Raw genomic sequence first — 17,165 nt, 5'->3', positions numbered from 1 at the left:
GTCATGTTCCAACGATAGGCTTGAACCATGTCAACGTTTCAACCCGGATCACCGGATTTATCTCCGGCGCATCCGCTTGGTACACCACCGCCAGCAGCGTCGCCCGCGCAGGCCGTTCTTCTCGACGATCCCCAGGAGTGGTCGGCCTTTGGCCGCCCCGTGCCCGCCGCCAGTGGTGCTGGCGCCGACCCCCGTGCCTGCACCTGGGATTCCCAGGTCGTGCTGGAAGGGATGCACTGCGCAGCCTGCGCGCTCACCATTGAAGATGCCCTGCGCAGCGTGCCCGGCGTGCTGCAGGCCGACGTGAGCGCGGCCACGCGCCGTGCGCGGGTGGTGTGGCAGCCCTCAGAGGTGCAGCCTTCGCAGTGGATAGGCGCTGTGCACAAGGCCGGTTATCGCGCCATGCCCGCCATGGATGCCTTTGCCCGCGAGCAGCGCCAGCGCGAGAACCGCCGCGCCCTGTGGCGCTGGCTGGTGGCCGGCTTTTGCATGATGCAGGTCATGATGTACGCGTGGCCCGCGTATGTGGCGCAGCCCGGGGATCTGACGGGCGAGATGGAGCAACTGCTGCGCTGGGCCTCGTGGGTCATCACGCTGCCCATGGTGGTGTTCTCGTGCGGGCCATTTTTTTCCAGCGCGCTGCGCGACATCCGCCTGCGCCGCGTCAGCATGGACCTGCCTGTGGCGCTGGGCATGGCCATCACCTTTGTGGTCAGCACGGCGGGCACGTTTGACCCCGCAGGCATCTTCGGCAAGGAGGTGTACTACGACTCGCTGACGATGTTTGTCTTCTTCCTGCTCACGGGTCGCTGGCTGGAACTGCGCCTGCGCGACCGCACGGCCGGCGCGCTGGAGGCCGTGATGAACCGCCTGCCCGACAGCGTGGAGCGGCGTGCGCCCGATGGCAGCTTTGTGCGCGTGGCCACGCGGCGCCTGGTGGCGGGCGACACCATTCGCGTGCTGCCGGGTGAGGCGTTTCCGGCCGATGGCCGCATCACGCTGGGCAGCACCCATGCCGACGAATCGCTGCTGACGGGTGAATCCACACCCGTGGCCCGCCCCGTGGGCAGTGTGGTCACGGCAGGCAGCTACAACCTGCGGGCGCCGGTGGAGGTGCTGGTGGAGGGCACGGGCGGGCAGACCCGCTTCGCGCAGATCGTGGCGCTGATGGAAAGCGCGTCGCTGCAAAAGCCCAGGCTGGCGCAATTGGCGGACCGCATTGCGCGGCCCTTCCTGATCGCCGTGCTGGTGGCGGCGGCGCTGTCGGCCGTGTACTGGTGGCCATCCGACCCGGGCCATGCGCTCATGGTGGCGGTGGCGGTGCTGATCGTCACCTGCCCGTGTGCGCTCTCGCTGGCCACGCCGGTCGCCATGCTCACGGCCGCCGGCACGCTGGCGCGCCACGGCGTTCTGGTGCGCAATCTGCAGGGGCTGGAGGCGCTGGCCCATGTAGACACCGTGGTGTTTGACAAGACCGGCACGCTCACGCGCGACGGCATGGCGCTGCAGGCCGTGCACACGGCCAGCGGCTGGAGCGCACACGATGCCCTGGGCCTTGCCGCCAGCCTGGCCCGCCATTCGATGCACCCGGCATCACGTGCGCTGGCCGCTGCGGCAGGCGAGGGCGATGGCCCCTGGGCCGTGACAGACCTGCACGAGGCAGCGGGGCTGGGCCTGGTGGCGCAGGTACGCAATGTTCATGAACCACGAGAGGCGGCGCGCAGGGTTCATCTCGGTTCTGCGCGCCACGCGGGCGTTGCGCCCAGTGATGCCAACCCGGCGCTGCAGGTGGTGCTGTCGGAGCATCTGGCCGACGGCAGGGTGCTGGAGCTGGCCCGGTTTGACCTGATGGAGGACTTGCGCACCGAAGCCCCCGCCGTGGTGGCCGCGTTGGAGCAAGCGGGAGCGTCGGTGCAATTGCTATCGGGCGACCGCATGGGTGCGGTGCAGCGGGTGGCAACCCAATCGGGCATCGCCCAGGCCACCGGCGAATGCACCCCGCAGGGCAAGCTGGATGCACTGCAGGCATTGCAGGCTGCTGGCCGCCATGTGGCCATGGTAGGCGACGGCCTCAACGATGGCCCGGTGCTGGCGGGTGCGCATGTGTCGTTCGCTTTTGGCCGCGCGGTGCCGTTGGCGCAGTCCCAGGCCGACTTTGTGGTGCTGGGCGACAGCCTTGCGCTGGTGCCGCAGACCGTATTGCTGGCACGGCGCACATTGCGCGTTGTGCGCCAGAACCTCTGGTGGGCGGCGGGCTATAACGCGCTGTGCGTTCCGCTGGCCGTGGTGGGCTGGATGCCCGCCTGGCTGGCCGGGCTGGGCATGGCGCTCAGTTCGCTGCTGGTGGTGCTCAACGCCGCGCGCCTGGCGCGGGATCTTCCTGCACTGCCGTCGTCGGAACTGGCCAACCAGCGCCTGGAAGGCACCATTCCCATCGATATCGCAAAGCCACGGCTGGAGGCCGCCTGATGGACATTCTTTATCTGCTGATTCCGCTGTCGGTCGTTCTGGTGCTGATGATTCTGGCGGGGCTGTGGTGGGCCGTGTACCACGGGCAGTTCGAAAGCGTCGAGCAGGAGGGGGAGCGGATTCTCCGAGACGGTTGACTTGTGTCAATGCCCAAAAAAGCTGAATACAACAAACTCTTATTGCTATACAAAGAGGTGCCCGATGGATCTTCCAAAAACAAATACTGCGCACTACAACGATACGGTGGTGCGACAGTTCTCGATCATGGCCGTGGTGTGGGGTGTGGTTGGCATGCTGGTGGGCGTCATCATCGCCGCCCAGCTTGCCTGGCCTGAACTCAATTTCGGCATTCCCTGGCTCAGCTACGGGCGCTTGCGCCCCCTGCACACCAATGCGGTGATTTTCGCGTTTGGCGGCTGCGCGCTGTTTGCCACCAGCTACTACGTGGTGCAGCGCACCTGCCAGGTGCGGTTGTTTGCCGGGCCGCTGGCGGCGTTCACCTTCTGGGGCTGGCAGCTGGTCATCGTGGCGGCTGCCATCAGCCTGCCGCTGGGCTACACCCAAGGCAAGGAATACGCTGAGCTGGAATGGCCCGTCGATCTGTTGATCACCGTGGTCTGGGTCGCCTACGCCATCGTGTTCTTCGGCACCATCGGCATGCGCAAGGTCAAGCACATCTACGTGGCCAACTGGTTCTTTGGTGCTTACATCCTGGCCATCGCGCTGCTGCACATCGTCAACAGCGCGGCCATCCCGGCCAGCTTCATGAAGAGCTATTCGGCCTATGCGGGTGTGCAGGACGCCATGGTCCAGTGGTGGTACGGCCACAACGCCGTGGGCTTTCTGCTGACCGCGGGCTTCCTCGGGATGATGTACTACTTCATCCCCAAGCAGGCAGGCCGCCCGGTGTACAGCTACCGCCTGTCCATCGTGCACTTCTGGGCGCTGATCTTCACCTACATGTGGGCGGGCCCCCACCACCTGCACTACACGGCGCTGCCTGACTGGACGCAGTCCGTGGGCATGGTGTTCTCGCTGATTCTGCTGGCCCCGAGCTGGGGCGGGATGATCAACGGACTGATGACTCTGTCGGGCGCCTGGCACAAGCTGCGTGACGACCCCATCCTGCGCTTTTTGATCGTGTCGCTGTCGTTCTACGGCATGTCCACCTTCGAGGGGCCGATGATGTCCATCAAAACCGTCAACGCCCTGAGCCACTACACCGACTGGACCGTGGGCCACGTGCACTCGGGTGCCCTGGGCTGGGTCGGCCTGATCACCATGGGATCGCTGTACTACCTGATTCCCCGCCTTTTCGGCAAGGACAAGATGCACTCCATCAAGGCCATTGAACTGCACTTCTGGATGGCCACCATCGGCATCGTGCTGTACATCGCCGCCATGTGGATCGCCGGTGTGATGCAAGGTCTCATGTGGCGCGCCATCAACCCCGACGGCACGCTGACCTACACCTTTGTCGAAAGCGTGAAAGCCACGTATCCCTTCTACGTGATCCGTGTGGCTGGCGGCCTGCTGTACCTGGGCGGCATGATCATCATGGCCTGGAACGTATGGGTGACAGCGATATCGGGCCGTTCGGTCAAGGTGGCCATTCCGGCTGTGAACGCTGCCCACGCCTGAACGCGAAGGAGAGATAACTTATGTCCGATAACAAAACGTCTGCTTCGACCGGCTTCACCCACGAAAAGGTGGAAACCAACAACTTCCTGATGATCGTGCTGATCCTGGTGGTGATTGCCATTGGTGGCCTGGTCGAAATCGTGCCCCTGTTCTTCCAGAAGTCCACGACCGAAGCCGTCAAGGGAGTGGAGCCCTACAGCTCGATGCAGCTGGTGGGCCGCGACATCTACATCCGCGAGGGTTGCTACAACTGCCACTCGCAGATGATCCGCCCGTTCCGCGCCGAGACGCTGCGGTATGGCCACTACTCGGTAGCGGGCGAGTTCGTGTACGACCACCCCTTTCAGTGGGGCAGCAAGCGCACGGGCCCCGATCTTCACCGCGTGGGGGGCAAGTACAGCGACGAGTGGCATCGCATCCACCTGAATAATCCGCGTGACGTGGTGCCAGAGTCCAACATGCCCGCCTACCCCTGGCTGGAGAAGAGTGCCGTGGACCCGGCCAGCGTTGCTCCGCGCATGAAAGCGCTGCGCACGATTGGCGTGCCGTATACCGATGAGCAAATCGCCGCATCGGCTGCCGATGTCAAGGGCAAAACCGAGATGGATGCCCTGATCGCGTACCTGCAGGTCATGGGCCGCGCGCTCAAGTAAAGGAGATAGCGATGGACATCACCACCATGCGCATCGTCGCCACGCTGGCATCGCTGGCCTGCTTCATCGGCATCTGGGTCTGGGCCTACCGTGGTCGCAACAAGGCCCGGTTTGACGAGGCCGCGCGGGTGCCCTTTGAGCAAGATTGACCTTCATCAGAACGAGAACACCCCATGAGTGACTTCACCAGCAATTTCTGGTCGGTCTTTGTGACCACGCTGACCCTGGTCGGCATCATTGCCTGCGGCATCCTGCTCTGGATGGCTGGGCGCAAAAAGGTCGCTGCTACCTCCGACAACACCACCGGGCACGTCTGGGACGAGGACCTGGTCGAGATGAACAATCCCCTGCCGCGCTGGTGGGTGTGGCTGTTCGTTATCACCATTGTCTTTGGCCTGGCTTACCTTGCCGCCTATCCCGGTCTGGGCAGCTTCTCGGGCAAGCTCAACTGGACCCAGAAGGGCGAATATGAGGCCGAGATGGCCAAGGCCAAGGCGGAGCTGGAGCCCCTGTACGCCCGCTTTGCGTCGATCAAGCCTGAAGACGTTGCCAAAGACCCGCAGGCCCAGGCCATTGGCGAGCGGCTGTTCATGAACAACTGCGCGCAGTGCCATGGCTCCGACGCGCGTGGCAGCAAGGGCTTTCCCAATCTGGCCGACGGCGACTGGCTGCATGGGGGTGCACCGGAAAAGATCCGCGAGACCATCGAGAAGGGCCGTGTGGGGAACATGCCTCCCATGGCTGCAGCGGTGGGCTCGTCGGAAGACGTGCGCAATCTCTCGCACTATGTTCTGAGCCTGTCCGGCAGTCCGCACGACTCGCTGCGCGCGTCTCTGGGCAAAACCAAGTTCACGGCGTGCGCTGCGTGCCATGGCATGGATGGCAAGGGCAATCAGGCCTTGGGAGCGCCCAACCTGACTGACGACATCTGGTTGCACGGCTGGGGCGAGGCCGCCATCACGGCCATCGTCAACAATGGCAAGGTCAACGAAATGCCACCGCAGGCCGACAAGCTGACAGAAGCACAAATCGGCGTGTTGTCTGCCTACGTCTGGGGCCTGTCCAACGGCAACCAGGCGGCTGCACGTTAAGTCCATCGCCGCCATTTTCAGTCATTGCTGCCAAACGCCCTGGGGTTGACGACCCCGGGGCACACGGATCGACACCACCATGAAGCCACCCAGCGAGCCTGCTCGCAAGGTCATCCCGATCAACCCGGTTGCCTCCGATGCCTCATCGCAGGTGGAGATCGTGTCACTGTACGAAGCGCAGAAGAAGATCTATCCACGCTCGATCAGCGGTCTGTTTGCGCGCTGGCGCTGGGGCATGGTGTTCCTCACGCAGCTGATCTTTTACGGTCTGCCGTGGCTTGAATGGGGTCAGCGCCAGATGGTCCTGTTTGACCTGGGCGCGCGGCGGTTTTACATCTTCGGGCTGGTTCTGTACCCGCAGGACTTCATCTACCTCACGGGTCTGCTGATCATCTCCGCGCTGTCGCTGTTCCTTTTTACGGCAGTGGCGGGGCGCTTGTGGTGCGGGTTTGCATGTCCGCAGACGGTCTACACCGAAATGTTCATGTGGATCGAGCACAAGATTGAGGGTGACCGCAGCGCGCGTCTGCGCCTGGACAACGGCCCCTGGACCTTTGAAAAAATCCGCAAGAAGTTTTTCAAGCAGGTGGTCTGGGTCTCGGTGGCGTTGTGGACCGGGTTCACGTTTGTGGGCTACTTTGTGCCGATTCGCGAGCTTGGCGCAGAGTTGCTGGCGTTCCAGGGCAGCTGGCAGATCTTCTGGGTGCTGTTCTACGGCTTTGCCACCTATGGCAACGCAGGGTACATGCGTGAGCAAGTGTGCAAATACATGTGCCCCTATGCCCGTTTCCAGAGCGCGATGTTCGACAAGGACACCCTGATCGTGAGTTACGACGTCGAACGCGGTGAGCCACGCGGCCCCCGCAACAAGACGATCGACTACAAGGCCAAGGGCCTGGGTGACTGCATCGACTGCACCCTGTGTGTGCAGGTTTGCCCCGTGGGCATCGATATCCGCAAAGGTCTGCAGTATGAGTGCATCGGCTGCGGCCTGTGTGTGGATGCATGCAACACGGTGATGGACAAAATGCACTACCCGAGAGGGTTGATCCGTTTTTCCACACAAAATGGCGTCGCCCAGCGTTGGAGCCAGTCCCAGATGTTGCGCCGCGTCCTGCGTCCGCGCGTTTTGATCTACAGCACCGTGCTCGTCGCGCTGTGCGTGGGCATGATGGCCAGCCTGGTCACTCGCACGCCACTGAAGGTGGATGTAGTGCGAGACCGTGCCGCCCTGTCGCGCATTGTGGCCGGGGGCAAGCTGGAGAACATCTACCGCCTGCAGATCATGAACGCCACAGAAGGCCCGCAACGCTACCGCATTGACGCACGCGGCCTTGAGGGGTTGGTGGTCGCTTCGGATGCGGAGGTGGAGATTGGAGCTGCTGAATCCAGGTGGGTGGCCGTCAGGCTGCAGATTCCTTACGGGTCAGCGCCAGCGGGTTCCCATGCGGTTCAGTTCGACGTTCAGGCCTTGGGTACTGCGAGCCATGTGACCGAGAAATCGGTGTTTCTGGTCCCGCGCTAGGATGATTGTTTTGTGATGGCACTGTGTGCTCTCAGCCGACTATTTTTCAGGAGTTAACACCATGCCAACCAGTTCTGCACTCAGTGCTGAGCCTTCCGTCCCAGAACCGTGGTGGAAGTTCGGCCATGTCTGGCTGATTATTGCCGGACCGCTCATCGTGATCGTCGCGGGATTTGTGACGTTGTGGCTGGCGATTTCACGGCCTGATCCCGTGGTGGCCGAGGACTACTATCGCCAGGGCATCGAAATCAACAAGAACCTTGCGGAACCCGAGAAGAGCCTCGCACCCGCGATGAAGGGCCGCAACCATGCGGCTACGCCAGCGCAAGACCAGCCGCGCTGATACACAACGGGCCCCTGCGGCTCATGGCTTGCAAGGGCTTACCCGGAGACAAAACGATGTGGACCCAACGGTTGATGTGGATTGCGTGGCCAGCGTTTCTGATGGCTGGTGTGCTGGAGATGCTGGTCTTTGCCATGGTGGACCCGCAAGATCTGCATTGGTTTGGGCAACCGCTCGCGCTGTCACGGCAGGGGGTCTACACGCTGGCCTTTTTTGCGTTCTGGGCGATCACGATGGCGTCCAGTGCGCTGACCACACTGCTGGCCATGTCACCCTTCGAGCTCAACCGTTGCCCTGTGCCGGAGGGGGAGCGCCCCGATGATTGCCGCAAGACGACTTCCTGCTCCTGAAGGGCTTGCAGGTTGCCGATGGCAGCGCAGTGTTGGCGGATCAGTGGCAGGCGGGTTGGTTGTTCACGATGCGCTTGAGTGCATCGGTTTCGAGAATGCGGACATGGCGCTGTTTGACCTCCACAATGCCTTCTTCCACGAACTTTGAAAAAGTTCGGCTCACCGTCTCGAGCTTCAGGCCGAGATAGCTGCCGATTTCCTCCCGGGTCATGCGCAGCACGAGTTCGGATTGTGAAAAACCTCGCGCATGCAAACGCTGAACCAGGTTCAGCAGAAAAGCTGCGAGGCGTTCTTCAGCACGCATGCTGCCCAGCAACAGCATCACGCCGTGCTCGCGCACGATCTCGCGGCTCATGATCTTGTGCACATGGTGCTGCAGCGCATTGACTTCACGCGACAGTTCTTCGATGCGGTCAAACGGCATGACACATACTTCTGCGTCTTCCAAAGCCACCGCGTCACACGTATGGTGGTCATTCACGATGCCATCGAGGCCGATGATTTCGCCAGCCATCTGAAAACCCGTCACTTGGTCGCGGCCGTCTTCCGTAGCGACGCAGGTCTTGAAGAAACCGGTGCGGATCGCATACAAGGAGGTAAAAGACTCGCCGTTGCGAAAAAGCGTGCCTCCGCGCTTGATCTTCCTACGCACCGCAACAATTTCATCAATACGCTGAAGTTGCTCGTCGTTCAGGCCAACTGGCATGCACAACTCACGCAGATTGCAGTTGGAGCAGGCGACTTTGATGGTGAGCGGATTCATAAGCACAGGAACAGGTTGGATGTGAGCAAAGGCTCAATATGCCACCGCAGCGGCACTGTGGCGTACGGTTGGGCGACTGACTTGCATCAAATTGTCGTCGAAGGGGTCCGTTCTTCGCTTGACGCAGGTCAAGGACAATGGCCTCAGCGTAATGCACAGTTGCAGTGTACGCAAGGAAATCTCCCATGACCGTTGTCACACCCGACCTGTTGCGCCGCTTTGATGTGCCGGGTCCTCGTTATACCTCTTACCCCACTGCCGACCGATTCGTCGAGGCCTTCGGGAAGGATGACTATGCGCTTGCACTGGAGCAACGGCGCCTGGGCTCGATGGCGAAGGCCTTGCCGCTGTCACTGTATGTGCACATCCCGTTTTGCGAGTCGCTATGTTACTACTGCGCCTGCAACAAGATCATTACCAAACACCATGACCGCGCGGAGGTCTATCTCCGGTACCTCAGTCGCGAGATCGACCTGCACACTGCCCACTGCGGGCTGGGCCAGGTCGTGAGCCAGTTGCACCTGGGGGGGGGCACGCCTACTTTCCTGACGGATGATGGGCTGCGTGAGTTGATGGCGATGCTCAAGCGAAGCTTCACGCTCGCGCCAGGCGGAGAGTATTCGATCGAGGTGGATCCGCGCACGGTCAATGCGGACCGCCTTGCGGTGCTGGCGGAGCTGGGTTTTAACCGCTTGAGTTTTGGTGTGCAGGACTTCGATCCGGAGGTTCAGAAAGCAGTCCATCGCATTCAGCCCGCAGAGCAGGTGTTCTCGCTGGTGGAGTCTGCGCGGTCACTGGGTTTTGAATCCATCAATGTGGATCTGATCTACGGACTTCCCCGCCAGACCCCAGAGTCCTTTGATCGTACCCTGGCCCAGGTCGCCCAACTACGGCCGGACCGCATCGCACTGTATGCGTATGCACATCTGCCCGAACGTTTCAAGCCACAGCGTCGCATCGCGTCGGTCGAGCTGCCCACTGCGGCGGGGAAAGTCTCGATGCTTTCCCGTTCCCTGGACGCCTTCATGGGCGCGGGCTATGTGTATGTGGGCATGGACCATTTTGCGTTGCCTGAAGACGCGCTGGCAGTGGCAAAACGGCAGGGGCGGCTGCATCGCAACTTCCAGGGTTACAGCACCCAGCCGGACTGCGACCTGATTGGCCTGGGCGTTTCAGCGATTGGCCGTGTGGGGGCGACCTACAGCCAGAACGCGAAAACCTTGGAGGAATATTACGACCTGCTCGACCAGGGGCGGTTGCCTGTGGTGCGCGGGTTGGCGCTGACACGGGACGATCTTGTTCGCCGTGCCGTCATCATGGCGTTGATGTGCCAGGGTGAGCTGTTGTTCGAACCGATGGAGCAGGCCTGGTTGATTGACTTTAGGCAATATTTTTCGAGCGAACTGGTGCAATTGGAAGCCATGGCAGAGCAAGGACTTGTCGTCCTGCGGCCTGACGGGATTGAAGTCACGGCGATGGGGTGGTTCTTTGTGCGTGGAATTGCGATGGTCTTCGACCGCTATCTCCAGGCAGATCGCAATCGGGCACGGTTTTCCCGCATTATCTGAACGATCATGATGATCGCGGTGGCATCGACTGCCTTCTTGATGGGGCTTGTCGGAGGCACTCATTGCCTGGCGATGTGCTCAGCGCCCTGTGGTGCGCTGGTGGGGCAGGGGCGGGAGCAAAAAGCTTCTGCCACTGACCGGATTGCACCATCGCCCGGGACTCACACCGTGCAGTGGATGCCGCGGGGTGGCATTTTTCGGCGCGCGGCGGCTTTCCATGTCGGACGCCTGCTCGGTTACTCGCTGGCGGGTTGCCTGGCAGCATGGGCAATGGACAGCCTGGCGTGGCTTACCCAGCACACGACCGCCTTGCGTCCCGCTTGGACGCTCATGCATGTAGCCGTGATGGCCTGGGGTGTGATGATGATGGCGCAGGCACGCCAGCCGCAATGGCTGGAGAATGCCGGCCGATCTGTATGGGCGCGCACCCGTCCTTTGATCAGTGCCCCCTCCGGGGTTCTCATTGCGGGCGGGCTGTGGGCCCTCATGCCCTGTGGCTTGCTCTATTCGGCACTGCTGGTGGCCGCCCTGAGCGGAGGTCCTCTCGAAGGCGCAGTGACCATGGCACTGTTTGGGCTGGGCAGCGGGGTGTGGCTTGCGGGAGGGCCATGGGTCTGGACCCAGCTGAAAACAAGGCTGAACACAGCCCGCGCGGACTGGGGAACGCGGGTGGCGGGAGGCCTGCTTTTCGGAATCGCCTGCTGGGCGCTCTGGATGGATCTGGTCTATAAGCCTTCGCTGTGGTGCCGGTAGGCGGCTGCTTCAGGCGTCCAGGGACCATCCTGATTGCGCTCGTCCCTGCGGCGGGCCTTGCTTTGTGTGACGACTGTTGCCGTTAAGCTGCGGCAACCGATACCCCTCGCTGATGCATCGGTGGAACTGGCGATAATGTGTGTAACCATTGGTGGCATCGACGTCACGATGTTGCACGCGCCCGAAAGTGAATTCTTCCATCCTCATTGACATCAGCCAACTGCGCGTCGGCATGTACATCCAGCTTGACGTGGGCTGGTTGCACCATCCTTTCCCGGTGAGCAGTTTTCGGGTTGCCTCGGCGGAGCAGATCGCTGCGTTGAGGGAGCTGGGGCTGACGGAAGTGCGGTACCTCCCGAAGAAGAGTGATCCGGAACTGAGGGATCTGGTGCCGGCGGCCTGGGATGTGCCGGAAATGAACGATACGGCGTCGGGCAGGCAGGTGGATGCAGCCGGGGCGCCAGTCCTGGTGGACGCTGAGGCCCAACGACGGCGTGAACTGCTCGACGCCCAGAACCGCGCCCTGGCAGCGTGCGACAAGCGGTTTGGTGAGGCCTCAAGGCAGTACCAGGCGCTAGAACGGGTCGTGACCGCCCAGCCCGAGGAAGCCCGTGCAAAGGGTGATGCGCTGGTGTCCGGCTGTGTTGCAGAACTTCTTGAAAATGGTGACTCGGTCATCCGGCTTCTGTCGGAGGGCGTGGGCGAGCGCAACGCGCTCCATCCCATCAATGTGATGGTGATTTCACTGCTCCTGGGGCGGGCTCTCGGCATGAAGAGTGCCGAACTGTTCGACCTTGGCATCGCAGCGCTGATCCATGATCTGGGAAAGATCAAGCTGCCTCCCAATCTCCGGCAGCCCACCGCTTCCATGATTCCGCAAGAGCGTTTGCGCTACGAAAGCCATGTCGCAGAATCAGTGACCTTTGCCAAGCGCATGGGGCTGAGCGAGCCCGTGTGGACTGCTGTCGCCCGGCACCATGAGATGGCTGACGGCAGCGGGTTTCCGCTGCGGCTGTCGGGCCCTGATCTGGGCCGGTCGAGCCAGGTTCTCGCGTTGGTCAACCGCTACGACCGGATGTGCAATCCTGCCAACGGTGTGGACGCGCTCACGCCGCACGAGGCGTTGTCCGTCATTTTTGCCCAACTGAAGGTACGTTTCGACTCCGTGGTGCTGGGGGCATTCATCCGCATGATGGGCGTCTATCCGCCCGGCTCCATCGTGCAGCTGGTTAACGACCGTTATGCCACGGTGGTCTCCGTGAACTCTTCACGTCCGTTGCGGCCCAAGGTCATCGTGCATGACCCCCGCGTTCCCAAGGACGAGGCACAGATTCTGGATCTTGAAACGGTGCCTGAGCTGGGTATCCGTCGTAGCCTCAAGCCGGCGCAGCTGCCGCGGGATGCGCTGGACTACCTCTCTCCTCGCCAGCGCATCTGCTACTTCTTTGAGCGCGCCGTCGCCCCGGGGCCTGACGAGGCTGAGTCGTGACAGCTTCGCCGTCTCACGCCTGGCTGGACGGATTGCAGGAGGCTGTGTGGCTGGTGGAAGAGACCGGCCTGCACATCCTGCACGCAAATGCCGCTGCCCAGCGCCTGGTGGGCCTGACCTTGGCCGACATGGTAGGTACGTCGGTGTTGCGCCTGGCCTGCACGCCGCAAGACGTGGCATTCTGGGGTGAGCCGGCCGAGGTGCTTGCAGACGGCATCCATTCCCATACCAGCCTTTTACGAACCGACGGCACACTGGTGCCGGTTGATCGCAGGGTCACGCGGGTTCCCGGCGACGATCCTGCGCTTTCGGTCTTCATGGTCACCATGCTCGATCGCAGCGTACAGGAGTCCACCGAGCGTGAGCTGGAGACATTGCTGTCCGAACTGCGGGCGACGCTCGACTCTGCAGCTGACGGGATGCTGGTGTGCAACCTCGAGGGAACGGTGCGTGCATTCAACCAGCGGCTGGCGCAACTCTGGAACATCCCCAACGAGCTGTTGGTGGAGCGCGATGACGCGGCGGTTTATGCACACATGGTGGCGCAGACACAGGATGCACGCGCTTACGTGGAGCGCATGGCGGCTCTTGTACGCGAGCCCATGCTGGAAAGCACCGACATCGTGACGCTGCGGGATGGGATGGTTCTGGAGATGCGCACGGTGCCCCAGTTCATTCAGGGACGACCGGTCGGACGCGTGTATTCGTACCGCGACATTACCCGCCAGACCGAGATACATGCCAGCCTCCGACTGGCTGCGCGCGTTTTCGAGTCCAGTCTCGACGCCATTTTTATTGCTGACAGCCAGCACCGTGTGCTGCGCATGAACCCTGGTTGCGAACGCCTTGTAGGCCCGTCTGCGAAGGCGTTTGAAGGCTGCGTGGCAGCATCCCTGTTTGGCGGCGGTTCGGATGCAGCGTTCATGGAGCAGGTTTTGCAGGGCTGGGCCCATGAAGGTTTCTGGGAGGGCGAGCTCTGGCTGCCCCGTGACAATGGCACCTACTGCGCCGTGCAGCTGTCCTGGGTGGCACTGCGTGACGATGAGGGGCGTCTGGTACAGAGCATTGGTTTCATGCGCGACCTCACCCTTCAGCACGCAGCCCAGAAACGCATTGAAGAGTTGGCCTACAGTGATGTGCTCACGGGCTTGCCCAATCGCCTGCTGTTGTCGCAGCGGGTGGATACCGCCATTCAGGGGGCACGCCAAAGCGATACGGGTTTTGCGATCTTGTTCCTTGATCTCGACCGCTTCAAGATCATCAATGACTCCTTGGGTCACCCATTTGGGGACCGTGTCCTGCAGCTGGTGGCAGAGCGCCTGCAGGCCTGCCTGCGCCAGACGGACATGCTTTGCCGGCTCGGTGGGGATGAGTTCGTCATCTACCTGCATGGTGGAGATGCCGTAGTGGCCGAGAGCGTCGCTCGCCGCATTCTGGACGACATGCTCAAGCCGTTCACGCTCGACAGCATGGGCTTCTCCATCCAGTGCAGTATCGGCATGGCGCTCTACCCGCAGGACGGTGCCACGCTCGATGATCTGATCAAGCAGGCCGATACCGCCATGTACCGCGTGAAGGAGCGGGGGCGGGGGAGTTATGGCTTCTATCAGCCGCAGATGAATGCCAACCTTCTGTCGCGCATGCAGATGGAGCATGCCATGCGTCAGGCGCTGGGCAAGGGCCTTATGGCGGTGCACTACCAGCCTCAGGTGCACATGGCAACGGGGCGAATCACCGGCGCCGAGGCGCTCATCCGCTGGACCGATCCCGAGTTTGGCTCCGTGTCACCGGCGCACTTCATCCCGCTGGCGGAAGAGTCGGGCTATATCGTCACGCTGGGTGCATGGGTCATGGAGCAGGCGGTACGCGAGGCCGCCATGTGGATGCACGGTGGCACGCCCATCATGATCTCTGTCAATGTGTCGGCGCTGGAGTTTCGGCAACCCGACTTTGTCGAACGGCTGACGCGCTTGCTGGCGGTGCACCAACTGCCTCCCACGCTGCTTGAACTGGAGCTCACGGAAACCATCCTGCTGCAGGACGCGCAGGAAATGGAGCAGCGTTTGCTGGCTCTGGCCGATCTGGGCATTGGACTGGCCATTGACGATTTTGGTACTGGCTACTCCAGCCTCGCCTACCTGAAAAAATTGCCTATCCACAAACTCAAGATCGATCAGTCGTTTGTACGGGGGCTCCCTGATGACGAAGGCGACCGGGCCATTGTGAGTGCGATCATCAGCATGGGCCGCGCGATGCACATTGAGGTTGTCGCGGAGGGCGTCGAGACCGAAACCCAGCAAGCGGTGCTGCTGCAGATGCAGTGCGACCACTACCAGGGGTTTCTGTGTGCGCCCGGGCTTCCGTCCGAGGAGTTTCGCGTCATGCTGGGCAAACCATTGCCCTTGAAAGCCCAGGGCAGGCGAAGCCCGGCGTAGTGCTGGCGGGTCGTGGCACCAGCCGCTGGCGCTGGCAATCGCGCGGGCGGCCGCGAACCGGTCAGAGGGCTGCCACGCCCTTCCAGAGCATGTATGCCGCCAGACCGAACAGCAAGGACGCAAATACCCGCTTGAGCTGCTTTACCGGCAGGTTGTGCGCCGCCTTGGCACCCAGTGGCGCGGTCAGCACACTGCAGGTGGCGATCACCAGCAATGCTGGCAACCAGATATAGCCGACCGAGGCGGCGGGAAGACCGGTCACGTTCTGGCCGCCGATCACGTAGCCCACCACATTGGCCAGCGCGATCGGGAAACCTAGCGCTGCACTGGTGGCCACGGCGTTGTGGATGGCAACGTTGCACCAGGTCATGAAAGGCACACTCACAAAACCACCGCCCGCACCCACCAGTCCTGACAGGAATCCGATGACGCCACCTGCAGCTACCTGTCCGGCTCCGCCAGGCATCTGTCGCGCGGGCGCCGGTTTTTTATCCAGGAACATCTGCGTCGCCGAGAAGCTCACGAACAGTGCGAAGAAGATCGCCAGAAACGAGCCTTTGAGCAGCGAAAACACGCCCAGGCTGGCAATGAAGCCCCCCAGCACGATGCCTGGTGCCAGACGCTTGACGATGTCCCAGCGCACCGCCCCGCGCTTGTGGTGGGCGCGCACGCTGGAGATGGATGTGAACATGATCGTCGCCATGGAAGTGGCGATGGCCATCTTCACGGCCAGATCGGGCGCCACTTGTTGCGCGCCGAGGATGTAGGTCAGGAACGGTACAAGCAGCATGCCGCCGCCAATGCCCAGCAGACCTGCCAGAAAACCTGTGGCAAGGCCGAGCACGCCGAGTTCAACGATCAGGAGGGGATCCAGCATGGGGTCAGAAAGAAAGGAAGGGGAGAACGCGGGAGTGCACTGGATGGGGCGCAGGGTGCGCACTGGACAGGCATCTGAAAATGGGTGTCTGCGAATGCCACCGGACCCTCATCCTGAACCGGGGGTTCAGGTGGGCGAGGGCAGCCAAGCGTTGGGTTCATCTGACGCGAGATGATCACGCTCACCGGGCAATGTACCAAGCCCGAGCTCGTTGAGCATTGGTTCAAGGAAATATAGGGCCCGGCGGCTTCGCAGACGCTCCCATTGTAGGCGCTGGCAACCTGCATTCCAGCCGTGGGGCATGTAAAGCCCGCGCCATCCGGCGTGAAATGGGCGGGCTAAATCAGGCGTCCGTCATCCCCGAGAGCCTGGTCCAGACGCTGAACCAGCCTCTGCAGATCCTCGTGTTCCTCGTCAGGCAGGAGCGCTGCCTGGTGTCCAGCCGGCGCTGGCGTCGCGCTGATGGCGCTGGCTGCCAGGTCGGCGGCCTCACGATCGGCGATTTCAAAGGCCAGGTTCAACGCTGCCAGCACTGCAATGCGCTCACGGGCGCGGACCTTGCCAGCGTCACGGATGCGCGTCATCGCGGTATCCACGCGCTCAACGGCGTCGAGCAGACGGCTCTCGTGGCCCTCGGGGCAGGTCAGCAGGTAACTTTGCTGGAGGATCTGCACCTCGATTTGCTTCATTCGATTTCTTTCGTGACGGCGGGGGTCGCGGCGGGCAGGCGCTCCAGCAGGGCATCCACGCGGGCGCGGGCGGCGCTGAGCCGCGACTTGAGCGAGTCCCGTTCCTGCGTCAGGGCTGCGACCTGATCTGCAAGCAGTGCATTGGTGCGTTGCAGCTCGGCATGGCGCAACAGCAGGCGTTCGACGCGCTCGGCGATCTGATCGATGGTGGATGGTGTGGCCATACAGCGCCTGATTGTAGGGTTGGCGTAAAAATCGGTCGTAAAATTCGCCCGTTGGTGCTCGCGGTGTGGTTCACACGCCGCAGTTCAACGGGAAGCAGGGAGGCGCGGTACCACCGGTACCCGCCCAGCCTGCGCTGCCCCCGCAACGGTCAGCGGACGAATCACTCGATTCTCTCTCCATCCATAAGCCACTGGGCGCCTTGAACAAGCGCCTGGGAAGGCATTGGGGGGGTGTTCCGCCAGCCCGGATACCGGCCAACACGGTGGCTGCGTGCGCTCTTTTTTGGCGCTGCGC

17 protein-coding genes and 1 riboswitch are annotated in these 17,165 nt (G+C 62.2%); of the genes, 13 read left to right on the top strand and 4 right to left on the bottom strand.

Annotated elements, in window-relative coordinates; genetic code table 11:
- The first annotated feature begins 27 nt into the window (after nucleotides 1-27).
- The 9 genes from KYG_RS17095 to KYG_RS17055 all read left to right on the top strand — a co-directional run bounded on the left by KYG_RS17095 (nucleotide 28) and on the right by KYG_RS17055 (nucleotide 8,072).
- Nucleotides 28-2,469: a cation-translocating P-type ATPase gene (locus KYG_RS17095; RefSeq protein WP_034695096.1), complete on the top strand. Its 2,442-nt coding sequence runs from the start codon at nucleotides 28-30 to the stop codon at nucleotides 2,467-2,469.
- The gene (gene ccoS, locus KYG_RS17090) at nucleotides 2,469-2,606 is read left to right on the top strand and encodes a cbb3-type cytochrome oxidase assembly protein CcoS (RefSeq protein ID WP_008906189.1); all 138 of its coding nucleotides are present in this window, start codon (nucleotides 2,469-2,471) and stop codon (nucleotides 2,604-2,606) included. Before KYG_RS17095 ends, ccoS begins: the two co-directional genes overlap by 1 nt.
- Nucleotides 2,607-2,670: 64 nt before the next feature.
- A complete protein-coding gene (ccoN, locus tag KYG_RS17085; RefSeq protein WP_008906188.1) occupies nucleotides 2,671-4,110 on the top strand; it encodes a cytochrome-c oxidase, cbb3-type subunit I in 1,440 nt (479 codons plus the stop codon).
- Nucleotides 4,111-4,130: 20 nt separating this feature from the next.
- Nucleotides 4,131-4,763 carry a cytochrome-c oxidase, cbb3-type subunit II gene (gene ccoO / locus KYG_RS17080; protein WP_008906187.1) on the top strand — a complete coding sequence of 211 codons (633 nt, stop codon included), beginning with the start codon at nucleotides 4,131-4,133 and terminating at the stop codon, nucleotides 4,761-4,763.
- 11 nt (nucleotides 4,764-4,774) lie between these two features.
- Entirely contained in the window at nucleotides 4,775-4,912 is a 138-nt protein-coding gene (locus KYG_RS17075; RefSeq protein WP_008906186.1) for a CcoQ/FixQ family Cbb3-type cytochrome c oxidase assembly chaperone, read from the top strand.
- Nucleotides 4,913-4,936: 24 nt separating this feature from the next.
- Complete coding sequence (gene ccoP / locus KYG_RS17070) at nucleotides 4,937-5,854, top strand: cytochrome-c oxidase, cbb3-type subunit III (protein ID WP_008906185.1); 918 nt, start codon at nucleotides 4,937-4,939, stop codon at nucleotides 5,852-5,854.
- Between the two features lie 79 nt (nucleotides 5,855-5,933).
- Nucleotides 5,934-7,379: a cytochrome c oxidase accessory protein CcoG gene (gene ccoG / locus KYG_RS17065; RefSeq protein WP_008906184.1), complete on the top strand. Its 1,446-nt coding sequence runs from the start codon at nucleotides 5,934-5,936 to the stop codon at nucleotides 7,377-7,379.
- Nucleotides 7,380-7,440: 61 nt separating this feature from the next.
- Nucleotides 7,441-7,722, top strand: coding sequence for a FixH family protein (locus KYG_RS17060; protein WP_008906183.1), 282 nt, complete (start codon nucleotides 7,441-7,443; stop codon nucleotides 7,720-7,722).
- 56 nt (nucleotides 7,723-7,778) lie between these two features.
- The gene (locus KYG_RS17055) at nucleotides 7,779-8,072 is read left to right on the top strand and encodes a hypothetical protein (protein ID WP_034695093.1); all 294 of its coding nucleotides are present in this window, start codon (nucleotides 7,779-7,781) and stop codon (nucleotides 8,070-8,072) included.
- A 40-nt stretch (nucleotides 8,073-8,112) separates the two neighbouring features.
- Here the strand turns inward: KYG_RS17055 and fnr are convergent, their stop codons facing one another.
- Nucleotides 8,113-8,835, bottom strand: coding sequence for a fumarate/nitrate reduction transcriptional regulator Fnr (fnr, locus tag KYG_RS17050; protein WP_008906181.1), 723 nt, complete (start codon nucleotides 8,833-8,835; stop codon nucleotides 8,113-8,115).
- 185 nt (nucleotides 8,836-9,020) lie between these two features.
- Here fnr and hemN point away from each other — a divergent pair, with 185 nt between their 5' ends.
- The 4 genes from hemN to KYG_RS17030 all read left to right on the top strand — a co-directional run bounded on the left by hemN (nucleotide 9,021) and on the right by KYG_RS17030 (nucleotide 15,080).
- Nucleotides 9,021-10,403, top strand: a complete 1,383-nt coding sequence (gene hemN, locus KYG_RS17045) for an oxygen-independent coproporphyrinogen III oxidase (protein ID WP_008906180.1) — start codon at nucleotides 9,021-9,023, stop codon at nucleotides 10,401-10,403.
- 6 nt (nucleotides 10,404-10,409) lie between these two features.
- Nucleotides 10,410-11,156 (top strand): sulfite exporter TauE/SafE family protein, encoded by a 747-nt coding sequence (locus KYG_RS17040; RefSeq protein ID WP_008906179.1) that lies wholly within the window; start codon nucleotides 10,410-10,412, stop codon nucleotides 11,154-11,156.
- Between the two features lie 187 nt (nucleotides 11,157-11,343).
- A complete protein-coding gene (locus tag KYG_RS17035; RefSeq protein ID WP_008906178.1) occupies nucleotides 11,344-12,645 on the top strand; it encodes an HD-GYP domain-containing protein in 1,302 nt (433 codons plus the stop codon).
- Complete coding sequence (locus KYG_RS17030; RefSeq protein WP_034695090.1) at nucleotides 12,642-15,080, top strand: EAL domain-containing protein; 2,439 nt, start codon at nucleotides 12,642-12,644, stop codon at nucleotides 15,078-15,080. The genes KYG_RS17035 and KYG_RS17030 overlap by 4 nt, the downstream gene beginning before the upstream one ends.
- A 61-nt stretch (nucleotides 15,081-15,141) precedes the next feature.
- Here the strand turns inward: KYG_RS17030 and KYG_RS17025 are convergent, their stop codons facing one another.
- The 3 genes from KYG_RS17025 to KYG_RS17015 all read right to left on the bottom strand — a co-directional run bounded on the left by KYG_RS17025 (nucleotide 15,142) and on the right by KYG_RS17015 (nucleotide 16,870).
- Complete coding sequence (locus KYG_RS17025) at nucleotides 15,142-15,957, bottom strand: sulfite exporter TauE/SafE family protein (protein ID WP_008906176.1); 816 nt, start codon at nucleotides 15,955-15,957, stop codon at nucleotides 15,142-15,144.
- Between the two features lie 338 nt (nucleotides 15,958-16,295).
- On the bottom strand, nucleotides 16,296-16,646 hold the full coding sequence (locus KYG_RS17020; protein ID WP_008906175.1) for a cell division protein ZapA: 351 nt from the start codon (nucleotides 16,644-16,646) through the stop codon (nucleotides 16,296-16,298).
- Nucleotides 16,643-16,870 carry a hypothetical protein gene (locus KYG_RS17015; protein ID WP_008906174.1) on the bottom strand — a complete coding sequence of 76 codons (228 nt, stop codon included), beginning with the start codon at nucleotides 16,868-16,870 and terminating at the stop codon, nucleotides 16,643-16,645. Before KYG_RS17015 ends, KYG_RS17020 begins: the two co-directional genes overlap by 4 nt.
- A 35-nt stretch (nucleotides 16,871-16,905) precedes the next feature.
- Nucleotides 16,906-17,145: riboswitch (cobalamin riboswitch) on the top strand.
- Nucleotides 17,146-17,165: the final 20 nt, after the last annotated feature.

Source organism: Acidovorax sp. NO-1, assembly GCF_000238595.1.
Lineage (GTDB): Bacteria > Pseudomonadota > Gammaproteobacteria > Burkholderiales > Burkholderiaceae_C > Acidovorax.
Note: the sequence above shows the minus strand (reverse complement) of the source record. Positions and strands in the feature narration are given on the sequence as shown.

What these genes read in the sequence shown, in the direction of transcription:
- KYG_RS17075 (WP_008906186.1), top strand. Translation starts at nt 4,775, where the DNA reads ATGGACATCACCACCATGCGCATCGTCGCCACGCTGGCATCGCTGGCC.
- KYG_RS17025 (WP_008906176.1), bottom strand. Translation starts at nt 15,957, where the DNA reads ATGCTGGATCCCCTCCTGATCGTTGAACTCGGCGTGCTCGGCCTTGCC.
- ccoG (WP_008906184.1), top strand. Translation starts at nt 5,934, where the DNA reads ATGAAGCCACCCAGCGAGCCTGCTCGCAAGGTCATCCCGATCAACCCG.
- hemN (WP_008906180.1), top strand. Translation starts at nt 9,021, where the DNA reads ATGACCGTTGTCACACCCGACCTGTTGCGCCGCTTTGATGTGCCGGGT.
- ccoN (WP_008906188.1), top strand. Translation starts at nt 2,671, where the DNA reads ATGGATCTTCCAAAAACAAATACTGCGCACTACAACGATACGGTGGTG.
- KYG_RS17060 (WP_008906183.1), top strand. Translation starts at nt 7,441, where the DNA reads ATGCCAACCAGTTCTGCACTCAGTGCTGAGCCTTCCGTCCCAGAACCG.
- KYG_RS17095 (WP_034695096.1), top strand. Translation starts at nt 28, where the DNA reads ATGTCAACGTTTCAACCCGGATCACCGGATTTATCTCCGGCGCATCCG.
- KYG_RS17020 (WP_008906175.1), bottom strand. Translation starts at nt 16,646, where the DNA reads ATGAAGCAAATCGAGGTGCAGATCCTCCAGCAAAGTTACCTGCTGACC.
- KYG_RS17055 (WP_034695093.1), top strand. Translation starts at nt 7,779, where the DNA reads ATGTGGACCCAACGGTTGATGTGGATTGCGTGGCCAGCGTTTCTGATG.
- KYG_RS17040 (WP_008906179.1), top strand. Translation starts at nt 10,410, where the DNA reads ATGATGATCGCGGTGGCATCGACTGCCTTCTTGATGGGGCTTGTCGGA.
- ccoP (WP_008906185.1), top strand. Translation starts at nt 4,937, where the DNA reads ATGAGTGACTTCACCAGCAATTTCTGGTCGGTCTTTGTGACCACGCTG.
- ccoS (WP_008906189.1), top strand. Translation starts at nt 2,469, where the DNA reads ATGGACATTCTTTATCTGCTGATTCCGCTGTCGGTCGTTCTGGTGCTG.
- ccoO (WP_008906187.1), top strand. Translation starts at nt 4,131, where the DNA reads ATGTCCGATAACAAAACGTCTGCTTCGACCGGCTTCACCCACGAAAAG.
- fnr (WP_008906181.1), bottom strand. Translation starts at nt 8,835, where the DNA reads ATGAATCCGCTCACCATCAAAGTCGCCTGCTCCAACTGCAATCTGCGT.
- KYG_RS17015 (WP_008906174.1), bottom strand. Translation starts at nt 16,870, where the DNA reads ATGGCCACACCATCCACCATCGATCAGATCGCCGAGCGCGTCGAACGC.